This is a genomic window from Dyella sp. (assembly GCF_036568765.1).
GTDB lineage: Bacteria > Pseudomonadota > Gammaproteobacteria > Xanthomonadales > Rhodanobacteraceae > GSA-30.
The window spans coordinates 1-10,397 of record NZ_DATCRY010000129.1 but is presented as its reverse complement, the minus strand read 5'-3'; the positions used below and the strand labels follow the sequence as shown (position 1 = coordinate 10,397).

The window sequence follows — 10,397 nt, the reverse complement described above, 5'->3', positions numbered from 1 at the left end:
CGGCCAGATAGCGCGTCTGGTTGAGAAAGCCCGAACGCAGACTGCCCGCGTCGGCTTCCTGCAGGCCGATTACATCGAACTGCGGCAGCATTTCGGCCAGACGGTCAAGATTGTCGAGCTTGCTTCGCCCGGGCAGGACGGCGTTGATCGAGCGAGTGAAATACTCGCTGTAGCGCTGGACGCTCGCGCCGGCGAGGATATTGCAGCTCAGCAGGCGCAGGCGGCGCTCGGCGGGGGGCTGGGCAGGGGCGCGATCCATGAGGCTACCGTACTGAAGGACGGCGACGGGCGCTATCGCGGTCGTCGCCAGTGTTCCAGCGCCATGCAGGACCGCAAGCGGACCCTGCATGGCGCTTTGGCGGTTACTTGCCGCCGCTCAGTTCACGCTTGGCCAGCCATTGCGTCATGGCGACCAGCTGATCGAAGGTCTTGATTTCATTGCTGCGGTACTTGCCGTCGACCACGATCGTCGGCGTGCCGTTGACGCCCCATTTCTGGATCAGCGCCAGGTCTTTCTTGATCTGCGCGGTCACTTCGGGCGACGTGGCAATCTCGAGGAATTTGGCGCGATCGATACCTTGACGGGCGTAGAAATCGGCCAGTTCGTCCAAGGTGGAAATGGGGTAATGGTCGTCGAACTTGGCTTTGAACAAGGCCAGGTGGGTCTGGTCGACCACGCCGAGCTTCTTGGCGGCATAGAACGCACGCGCATACGGCAGCCAATCGTCGTTGAACGCGGCCGGCAGCAATTTGAACTCGACGCCCGGCGGCAGTTGCTTGCGCAATTCCTCCGCCTTCGGCGCGAAGTGGTCGCAATGGATGCAGCCATAGGAGAACACCTCGACCACTTCCACCTTGCCGCTGTCGCTATAGCGCTGATGAGGGCCCGGAAGGCTGACGTATTCGCTGCCGTCGGTATACGGGGCGGCCGCTTCGCCGGAATTGGTGGCTGTGCAGGCGCTGGCGAGCAGCAGGCCGCCGACCAGGGTCATTATCCGCAGGCGGGCAAAACGCTTGAACATGAAACTTTTCTCCATTGAGGTGCGAGGGCAGCTTAGCTGCCACGCGAAGTCCGAACCGACATTGCCGAGCTGGGTGAGACCGCGTCGTGACCGATCGGTTCGACGCGCTCCCGTGGCCGCGATTACTTGCCGGCCGCTTCCTTCGAAATCAGCCACTGGGCCAGTTCGATGGCTTGCGGATAACCGCCGGCTTGGCCGACCGTGTAACGATACTTGCCGTCGATGACGATCGTCGGGGTCTGCATCACGCCGTACTTCTGCACCAGCTCATCGGCACGCTTCATCTTGGTGTTGATCGCGAACGAATTGGCGACGGCGACGAATTCCTTCGGATCGGCGCCGAACTTGGCGTAGACCTTGGCGGCGTCCTCGATGGTCGGCAACTGGTCGGATGGCTTCAGGCCGCCGCTGGGTTTCTCCGAGCTCAGCTCCTTGGTCTTCCAGGCCGCGTCGTACATCGCATCGGCGCCCTTGTCGGCCACGCCCAGGGTCTGCGCGGTCAGGTAAGCGCGCTGGAACATGGGGAAGTTCTCGGCCGGGTTGAACGACACGGGCAGGAAAACCATCGTCGCATTCGACGGCAACTGCTGGACCATCTGGTCGACCGTGGTGTGGAACAGGTTGCAGGCCGGGCAGCCGTAGGAGAACACCTCGACCACTTCGATCTTGTCGGTGCCGCTGACCTTGGGCTGCTGCGGCTCGATCACATCGTAGTTCTTGCCTTCGACCCACTTGCCGCTGTCGACGAAGGGCGCGGCCGGCTTGGCATCGGCTACCGGTGCGGCCGCGGTAGCCGGGGCGCTCGCGGCAGAAGCAGGTGCTGCCGTCGATGCCGCTGCCGGCGCTGTCGAGGCTGTCGCCGCGGGCGGTGTGCTGGCCGGTGCTGCCGGAGCGCTGCTGGCGGCCGGGGCCGGTGACTGCGGCGCGCTGGCGTTGTCGCTGTCATGGCTGCAGGCGGCGACCGCCATGGCGGCGGCAAACAGGAACGGCAGGCGCTTGAACATGGGAAAACCTCGATGCTGCTACAGGGGGATGGGGCTTTAAAACGATATCGCCGGCACAAGGCCGGCGATCCGTAGTGTAGGTAATTATTTGGTCGCTGGTGTGGCGGCGCCGCTCTCTGCGGCGTGCAAGCCTTCGATGTAGCTGGCCACCGCGGCGATGTCCTTGTCGTCCAGTTTCTGCGCGATGCCCGGCATGATCTTGGCGTGCGCGTCGTCGCCCCAGCTGCCGCCGTCGTGCCAGGACTTGAGCGTGGCCTGGATGTACTGCGCGTGCTGACTGGTCAGCTGGGCATAGCCGGCGCCCGGGTTGCCGCGACCGTCCACGCTATGGCAAGCCATGCAGGCGGGAATGCCGCGGGCCACATCGCCTTCACGGAACAACTTCTGGCCCTGTTCGACCAGCGCCTCGTCGGCCACGCCGGGCAACGAGGTCTTGCTGGCGAAATAAGCGCCGATGTCATGCATGTCCTGTTCGGACAGTGGCGAAGCCATGCCGACCATGATCGGGTTCTGGCGCTTGCCGCTCTTGAAGTTCTCCAGCTGGCGAACGATGTACGCCTCGTGCTGGCCGGCGAGCTTGGGATACTGCGGATCGGCCGAATTGCCGTCGATGCCGTGGCAGGCGCCGCAGGCCGCGGCCTTGCCGGCACCCGCCGTGGCATCGCCCGGTTTGACCGCAGCCGCCGGCGCCGCTGCTTCTGCAGTCGCAGGCGCTTTGGTGGCAGCACTGGCGGCGGGGGCCGGCTGCGCGGCGCTTGTGGCGGCCGCCGGTTTATTCGCGTCCTGTGCAGCTACCACGCCGATCGAGAGCGCGGAGGCAAGGGTAAAGACAACTCCAAGTACAGCAGGCCGAAAACCGACAGGCCGAAAACTCATACACTTGTCTCCCGAAGAACTGCTTTGGCTGCACGGCGCGCAAGTCTTGCTGGCCGCAACTGGCAGAAACCTCGGAATTATCACTGCGCCATCGAGGTCGGTCAAACCATGCCTAATCCGTTGCAGGGCGCACAGTTCGTGCTGGCCGCCCACCGTGTCGATCAATTGCCCGCCGATCGCGGCGTGGAGGTGGCGTTTGCCGGCCGCTCCAATGCCGGCAAATCCAGTGCGCTCAACGCATTGACCGGGCATCGCGGTCTGGCGCGTACCTCCAAGACGCCGGGGCGCACCCAACAGATGGTGGCTTTTTCGCTGCCTCCGGTGACGCTTGGAGAGGGGCGCCCGCCGTTGGAGGCGCGCCTGATCGACCTGCCCGGTTACGGCTATGCCAAGGTGCCGGAGGCCCTGCGCGCGCATTGGAAGCAGGAAATCGATGCGTATCTGCACCGGCGTGAGAGTTTGCGGGGTGTCGTGCTGATCGCCGATATCCGCCATCCGTTGAAGGAATTCGACCGGATGATGCTGGATTTCTGTTTTCACAGGGGCCTGGCCTGCCACGTGCTGCTGACCAAGGCCGACAAGCTTTCGCGCAACCAGGCTGCTCAGTCGCTAGCCGCGCTGCGTAAGGGTTTCCCCGATGGCATGCACGCCACGGCGCAGGTTTTTTCGTCGCCTGACAGCTTAGGCGTCGAAGAGGCCCGTGAGGCGGTGGTACGCCTGCTGCAGGGGTGAGGGGTGCAGGGGCCAGGACGGCTATCGCGAAGCCGCCACCGCCTCCATAAATACCGCACACAGCGCCTCCATCCCCGTGCGGTCCTCTTCGTCGAAGCGTCCTACCGACGGGCTGTCGACATCCCATACGCCGAACAGACTGCCGTCGGCATGGACCAGGGGCACGACGATTTCCGAGTTCGATGCCGCGTCGCAGGCAATGTGGCCGTCGAACGCGTGGACGTCATGCACCAGCTGTGTCTGGCGAGTCTGTGCAGCCGTGCCGCAGACACCGCGTCCCAGGGCGATGCGGATGCAGGCGGGCTTGCCCTGGAACGGACCGACGACCAGCTCGGTGCCGTCGTACAGGTAAAACCCGGCCCAGTTGAAATCCGGCAGGCTGTGGTAGACCAGGGCGGCGAAATTGGCTGCGTTGGCGATAGTGTTCGGCTCGCCGGCCAGCATGCCGCGTGCCTGCTCGCACAAGTCGGCGTAGAGCTCGCGTTTGCTGGTGTGGGTGGGAGATTTGATGTCGAACATGACAAAAGGGCTCGAGAGGGATAGCCGGAAAGATGGGATGCGGTGGGGGAAATGGCAAGGGCCCCCCACTTGCTCCTTTTTTCTGCCGGGCTTCAAGAAACGAGCGGACAGAATGAGGAGTAAAAGGTGGGCTCCTAATCGCTTAGACTCCCGGCACAATCTTGGGGGACAAGCCAAAATGGACTCAATCCAGCGCGAGCGTCGTGCGGGCCTGATCGAAGCACAGCGCGTGGACGGCTTCTTCGATGCCGCATTCGCCTTCGTTGTCAGCGTATTGGCCATCGCCGGCACCGAGGTGCCGCACGACTTGCATGAAATGCTGCTGGCGCTCGATCGTATTCCTGCCTTCGCATGCAGCTTTGCGACCTTGCTGGTGTTCTGGTACCGGCACGTGCGCTGGCGCGAGCGTTGCCGTGTCCACGACACCACCAGCGTGTTTTTTAGTCTCATGCTGGTGTTCTTTGCGCTGATCTTCGTCTATCCGCTCAACATGGTGTTCTCGGCCATGTTCAACGCGATCTATGCCGGGTTTACCGGGCAGTTGTTGCCCAATGCCCTGGTGCTCGAGACCGGGCATGACCTGAGCATGTTGTTCCTGTGCTACGGCATGGCCTATGCCTGCATGGCGCTATGCCTGGCGTTGCTTTATCGCCACAGCGTGCGCCACATGCGCGACGCGTCGCGCGAAGAAACGATCGAGGCGCGCGAATCGCTCTACATCCAGCTCGGTTCGGTCGGCGTGGCGCTCCTGTCGATCACGCTGGCCTTGCTGCTGCGCAATGGCGGCGGCTGGTGGAGCGCGCTTCCGGGTATGGCCTACAGCTTGCTCTTCCTGGTTTATTCCTTCGCCGGTCGGTGGGCGCGTCGCATGCTGGCGAATCCGGCATGAGCGCTCAGTGGTTTATCGCCGGCACCGACACGGGTATCGGCAAGACACATGCGAGCTGCACTTTGCTGCATGCGTTCCGTGAGGCGGGGCACCGCGTTTGCGGTATGAAGCCTGTCGCAAGCGGTTGCCTGGAAACGGCGGACGGCTTGCGCAACGAAGACGCGCTGGCGTTGCTTGCCGCCAGTAGCGCACCGTTGCCGCCTTACGAGTCGATCAACCCGATAGCTTTGCGCGAACCCCTGTCACCGCACTTGGCGGCGCTGCACGAAAGTAAGCGCATTGCGCTCGAGCCCCTGCGCAGAGCCTTCGACGGGCTGGCCGCAAGCTACGACACCGTGGTGGTCGAGGGCGTCGGCGGCTGGCTGGTGCCGTTGGCGCCGGGCGTATTCGCCTCGGACATCGCCAAGGCCTGGCGTTTGCCGGTGATCCTGGTGGTGGGATTGCGGCTGGGTTGTCTCAACCATGCCTTGCTCAGTGCGCATGCCATTGCCGCGGACGGTTGCCGGCTGGCCGGATGGATCGGCAATCGGATCGACCCGGGCATGGATGCAGTCGACGAGAACCTCACGACCCTGCGGGAACTATTGCCTGCACCGTGCCTGGGCGTGTTGCCGCATGGAGTGCCTCCGGCGCAAGCGTCCCGAGTACTGGGGGAGGCGGTCGCTTTGCTATCCTGAGTGCCTGCCGGACGCAGCCGTCCATCGATATCCACGATTGCAGGAGGCATCCATGTCGACCGTTCACCATTATTTCCTGTCTGTCGGCGACCTCGCGCACGCACGCGGCGGCGATCCCGATCTGAGCTATGACGGTGCCGGGCCGAACGATTTTGCTGCCGCGCTGCAGGAAGCCCTACGTAGCCCCGTGCTATTCGAGCGCTGGCGCAACAAGCAAGCAGAGCCCGACGAGGTCGATCCCGGCCTGGGCGTGACGGATGCCAATGCCAAGGTGACCGGCAAGGTGGCCGGCGGCCTGAGCACGGATGTGGAAGCCATGACCACTTTGCCGATGAGCATTGTGCGCCACCGCCTGAACCTGCTGATCGGCCCATCCTGGCAGTTGCGCGACATGCGCTAGGCCATTCATCGCTGGAGTCATGGCTTCCGGCCCTTGGAAGTTTCATCCGGCTGTGGTTAGAGTCGAAAGACTTTTTTTGCTGAACCGTGCCCGCATCACAGGGGCGCCACTTTTGATTTTGGGGAGCCCTCATGCTTCGTCTTCGCTTGCTCGTTATCGCCACCTCCCTCGCGCTCGGCGCGTGCTCGCAGCAGTCCCAGGACACGTCCAAGACCGCTCAGCCCAGTACTTCGTCGTCGGCCGCGGCCAGCGCTTCGACTGCTGCCGCGCCGGTCGCCGCGATCGAGAGCAACCCTTTCTATGCCGCAAGCACGTTGCCGTTCATGGCGCCCCCCTTCGACAAGATCAAGGAAACCGACTACCAGCCGGCGATCGAAGAGGGCATGAAGCAACATCTGGCCGAGATCGAGAAGATCGCCAATAACCCCGAGTCGCCGACGTTCGACAACACTATCGTGGCGATGGAAAAATCCGGTGCCATGCTGACGCGTGTGATGCATGCATTCGATGCGGTCACAGGGGCCAATACCAGCGATCTTCTACAAAAGGTGCAGGAGGACGAGGCGCCCAAGCTCGCCGAGCATCAGGATGCCATCACGCTCAACGGTAAATTGTTCGCACGTATCGAGACGCTCTATAACCAGCGCGATACGCTCAAGCTCGATCCGGAATCGCAGCGCCTCCTCGAAGTGACTTACAAGGACTTCGTGCGCGGCGGTGCCAAGCTGTCCGATGCCGACAAGGCCAAGCTCAAGGATCTGAACAAGGAAGAATCCACCCTCAGCACGCAGTTCACCAACAAGCTGCTGGCTGCCACCAAGGAGGGCGCGCTGGTGGTGGACGACAAGGCCAAACTGGCCGGTCTGTCCGATGCCGAGGTTGCCGCTGCCGCAGGTGCCGCCAAGGATCGCAAGCAGGATGGCAAGTACGTATTGGTGCTGCAGAACACCACGCAGCAGCCGGCATTGCAGGACCTCGACGACCGCGACACCCGTGAATCGCTGTTCAAGGCATCCTGGGGCCGCACCGAGAAGAACGATACGAACGATACCCGCGATATCGTCGCGCGCATCGCGCAGATCCGCGCGCAGCAGGCCAAGCTGCTCGGCTATCCGAACTACGCCGCCTGGAAGCTGGAAGACCAGATGGCCAAGAAGCCCGAGGCCGCGATCAAGTTCATGCAGGACTTAGTGCCGGCGGCGACCGCGCGTGCGCAGAGCGAGTCGAAGGACATCCAGGACGTCATCGACAAGCAGAAGGGGGGCTTCAAGGTGGCTGCCTGGGATTGGGAGCACTACGCCGAGCAGGTGCGCAAGGCCAAGTACGACCTGGACGAAGGCCAGATCAAGCCGTACTTCGAGCTGGATAATGTGCTGCAGAATGGCGTGTTCTATGCCGCCAATCAGCTCTACGGCCTGACGTTCAAGGAGCGCAAGGATATCCCCGTCTGGCAGCCGGATGTGCGGGTGTTTGAAGTGTTCGATGCCGACGGCAAGTCGATGGCGCTGTTTTATTGCGACTACTTCAAGCGCGACAACAAGAATGGCGGCGCCTGGATGAGCAATCTGGTCGACCAGTCCAAGCTGCTGGGCAACAAGCCGGTGGTGTTCAACGTCGCTAACTTCACCAAGCCGGCCGATGGCCAGCCGGCGCTGCTGCCGTTCGACGACGTGGTGACCATGTTCCACGAATTCGGCCACGCACTGCACGGTATGTTCGCCGATACGCAGTATCCGTCGCTTTCCGGTGCCAATACGCCGCGCGATTTCGTCGAGTTCCCGTCGCAGTTCAACGAGCACTGGGCGACCGATCCGAAGATCTTCGCTCATTACGCCAAGCACTATCAGACCGGCGAGGCGATGCCGCAGGCGCTGGTCGACAAGATCAAGAAGGCCGGCACCTTCAACAAGGGCTATGACATGACCGAGCTGGTCGCCGCGGCCCTGCTCGACATGGATTGGCATAGCCTCGGTGCCGATGCGCCCAAGCAGGATGCCGACAAGTTCGAGACCGATTCGCTGCACAAGAACAAGGTCGACCTGAGCTATGTGCCGCCGCGTTACCGTTCGAGCTATTTCCAGCACATCTGGGGCAACGGTTATGCCGCGGGCTACTACGCCTACCTGTGGACGCAGATGCTTGCCGACGACGGCTTCGAGTGGTTCAAGGAGCACGGCGGCCTGACGCGCGAAAACGGCGATCGCTTCCGCAAGATGGTGCTCTCGCAGGGCAATACGCAGGATCTGTCCACGCTGTATCGCACGTGGCGCGGCAAGGACCCGAGCGTGGAGCCGATGCTGATCGATCGCGGCCTGAAGCAGAAGTAAGGGAATCGTTCCATGTAAAAAAGCCGGCTCAGCCGGCTTTTTTTTTGGGGCAAGAAATGAGTGAAGAGCAGTGAGCAGCAAGGGAAAGGGGATCGAGGCGACGCTTGCTACTGACTCCTATCCACTTGCTCCTGGTTCTAAGCCACTGCCAACCCGCTTTCCTCGCGCTCAGCCTCTTCTTCGCCAGCGCCGGCTTCCGCACGGATACGTCCCGGACTGATGCCGCTGACGCGCTTGAACAGACGTCGGAAAGCGGCCTCGCTGCTATAGCCCAACTGCTGGGCAATGCAGGCCACCGACAGGTGGCGGTCACGCAGCAACTGTTCGGCGATGGTGACACGCCATTGCGTCACGTATTGCATCGGCGGCACTTTCATCAGATGCGTGAAGCGTTCGGCGAAGGCAGAGCGGGACATACAGGCAAGCGATGCCATGGCCTGCATGGTCCAGGCATGCCCAGGCTTTTCGTGCACGGCCTGCAGCACGCGGCATATACGCGTATCGCTCAGGGCAGCAAACAGCCCGCGCCGATCGCCCGCGCGGTGCGCGTAGTCGCAGACAGCCAGCGTAAAAAGTGTGTCGGCGAGCTTGTTCAGCAGCACTTGTCGCCCGACCATACCGGAGTTGACTACGTCGACCATCATGCGCGACAACTGCCGGAACGTCTCGCCTGCCTCCTTGGAGCGCACCACGAAACATGAGGGCAGGGCGTGGTTGAGCGGATGCTGGCTATTGCCTGAAAAACGCAGCTCGCCACAGATCAGGCTAGTCAGGTCGGGGGTGCCGGCCAGGTGCTCTTCATCGGTACTCAGGCGGTGCGGATCGCCGTGCGGCAGCACGACCAAGTCGCCTTCCTCCAGTTGCATGGCATCGCTGAGGACTTTCGCCTCGACCTTGCAACGTCCGGTACCCACCAGATGAAACAAGCCGCAGTGATAGCGTGGCTCGTCGAGGAACCAGGAGCCGCAGCGATGCAGTTCGGCCACCACGTCGACGCGTACCGCCGATTGGTTCAGCAGCGACTCGAGCGCAGGGGCAATCAATACAGGGGCAGGATTGCCGCCGGCATGGCGGGGATTAGGCTCGATGTACACGCGCGATCCTTTCGGAAGGAGCAGAAGATGATCATCGATTCGCGGGGCCGAGAGCCAAGGTTACACAAGATTTTGCCAACGGGCGTGACCCGCAGGTTATTGCCTGTCTAGGAAGGTTTGCCGGACTGCAGCAAACCGGAGGCGACCCAGCCCTGTAGCAGAGTCACCATGCGGGGAAGGGCATTGTCTTCCCCGTGAAAGTCGGCCAGCCGCTCGCATAGGGAGGAAAATGGCTTGCCGGCTATGGCGTCGATTAGTACGGCCAGCTCGTCGGCAGCGAGCTGACGGTAGTGCACGCTCAGATCCTGTCGCCAGATCAACAGGTGGCGTGCTTTGCTGTGGCGCCGCAAATGTGGCCGCGGTTCGCCGCGGTCAGCAGCCCGGCGGAAGGTTTCCAGGTTGTAACCGGTAGCAAGAATTTGCAGATGAGATTGAGGCTCCAGGACCAGGCCTGCCCAGGCTTCCGGTGGCACCGCGCCCAGATCGGCTGCGGTCAGTACAGGGACATCGGGAGCGTCGAAGACCGTGGAGATCGCCCAATCCAGCCGGGCCATATCGGCCAGTTCCGGCTTGTCGCGCCATGGCAGGCCGTAATCGAGAAAGGCGGCCAGCCCGGCGCCATGCCAGCGGATGTTGTAGTGGCCCGAGGGATGAGCCTCGACGTAGGTTTCCAGCAAGCTGGTAAAACGCCGTCCGGCCAGCAGCGCGAGCCCGGGGTATTCCACTGCCAGCGCATCGCGCAGACGAATACGGTAGCCGTGACGGTACACATCCAGGCGGGCATCGGCATCGGCGCGGCTGTCGCCACGCAGCAGCGACGGTGTCGCCGCATCGCCCAATACCGCATGCATCATCTG

General features: G+C 62.7%; 11 protein-coding genes and 1 pseudogene. 5 read left to right on the top strand and 7 right to left on the bottom strand.

The features are described 5' to 3' along the window. The 4 genes and pseudogenes from VIM98_RS09295 to VIM98_RS09280 all read right to left on the bottom strand — a co-directional run. Positions 1–259, bottom strand: a pseudogene (locus tag VIM98_RS09295) (EEP domain-containing protein); the annotation flags it as partial. Between the two features lie 103 nt (positions 260–362). After that, the gene (locus VIM98_RS09290) at positions 363–1,022 is read right to left on the bottom strand and encodes a thiol:disulfide interchange protein DsbA/DsbL (RefSeq protein WP_331992818.1); all 660 of its coding nucleotides are present in this window, start codon (positions 1,020–1,022) and stop codon (positions 363–365) included. Positions 1,023–1,144: 122 nt separating this feature from the next. Beyond that, positions 1,145–2,026, bottom strand: coding sequence for a thiol:disulfide interchange protein DsbA/DsbL (locus VIM98_RS09285; RefSeq protein ID WP_331992817.1), 882 nt, complete (start codon positions 2,024–2,026; stop codon positions 1,145–1,147). 84 nt (positions 2,027–2,110) lie between these two features. After that, a complete protein-coding gene (locus VIM98_RS09280) occupies positions 2,111–2,902 on the bottom strand; it encodes a c-type cytochrome (protein ID WP_331992816.1) in 792 nt (263 codons plus the stop codon). 108 nt (positions 2,903–3,010) lie between these two features. On the opposite strand from VIM98_RS09280, the gene yihA reads away from it, so the two are divergent. Beyond that, the gene (yihA, locus tag VIM98_RS09275; protein WP_331992815.1) at positions 3,011–3,634 is read left to right on the top strand and encodes a ribosome biogenesis GTP-binding protein YihA/YsxC; all 624 of its coding nucleotides are present in this window, start codon (positions 3,011–3,013) and stop codon (positions 3,632–3,634) included. A 21-nt stretch (positions 3,635–3,655) separates the two neighbouring features. Here yihA and VIM98_RS09270 read toward each other — a convergent pair whose 3' ends face one another. Continuing rightward, positions 3,656–4,153: a GAF domain-containing protein gene (locus VIM98_RS09270; RefSeq protein ID WP_331992814.1), complete on the bottom strand. Its 498-nt coding sequence runs from the start codon at positions 4,151–4,153 to the stop codon at positions 3,656–3,658. Between the two features lie 178 nt (positions 4,154–4,331). Here VIM98_RS09270 and VIM98_RS09265 point away from each other — a divergent pair, with 178 nt between their 5' ends. From VIM98_RS09265 to dcp, 4 genes are all read left to right on the top strand, one after another. Next, complete coding sequence (locus VIM98_RS09265) at positions 4,332–5,042, top strand: TMEM175 family protein (protein ID WP_331992813.1); 711 nt, start codon at positions 4,332–4,334, stop codon at positions 5,040–5,042. Further along, on the top strand, positions 5,039–5,719 hold the full coding sequence (gene bioD / locus VIM98_RS09260) for a dethiobiotin synthase (RefSeq protein ID WP_331992812.1): 681 nt from the start codon (positions 5,039–5,041) through the stop codon (positions 5,717–5,719). The genes VIM98_RS09265 and bioD overlap by 4 nt, the downstream gene beginning before the upstream one ends. A gap of 52 nt (positions 5,720–5,771) precedes the next feature. Further along, positions 5,772–6,119, top strand: a complete 348-nt coding sequence (locus VIM98_RS09255) for a hypothetical protein (protein ID WP_331992811.1) — start codon at positions 5,772–5,774, stop codon at positions 6,117–6,119. A 131-nt stretch (positions 6,120–6,250) separates the two neighbouring features. Continuing rightward, positions 6,251–8,446 carry a peptidyl-dipeptidase Dcp gene (gene dcp / locus VIM98_RS09250; RefSeq protein ID WP_331992810.1) on the top strand — a complete coding sequence of 732 codons (2,196 nt, stop codon included), beginning with the start codon at positions 6,251–6,253 and terminating at the stop codon, positions 8,444–8,446. 137 nt (positions 8,447–8,583) lie between these two features. Here dcp and VIM98_RS09245 read toward each other — a convergent pair whose 3' ends face one another. Both VIM98_RS09245 and VIM98_RS09240 read right to left on the bottom strand, forming a co-directional pair. Beyond that, positions 8,584–9,540, bottom strand: coding sequence for an AraC family transcriptional regulator (locus tag VIM98_RS09245; RefSeq protein WP_331992809.1), 957 nt, complete (start codon positions 9,538–9,540; stop codon positions 8,584–8,586). A 107-nt stretch (positions 9,541–9,647) separates the two neighbouring features. Beyond that, positions 9,648–10,397: DNA-binding domain-containing protein (locus VIM98_RS09240; protein WP_331992808.1), on the bottom strand; the 750-nt coding region annotated here is incomplete at its 5' end.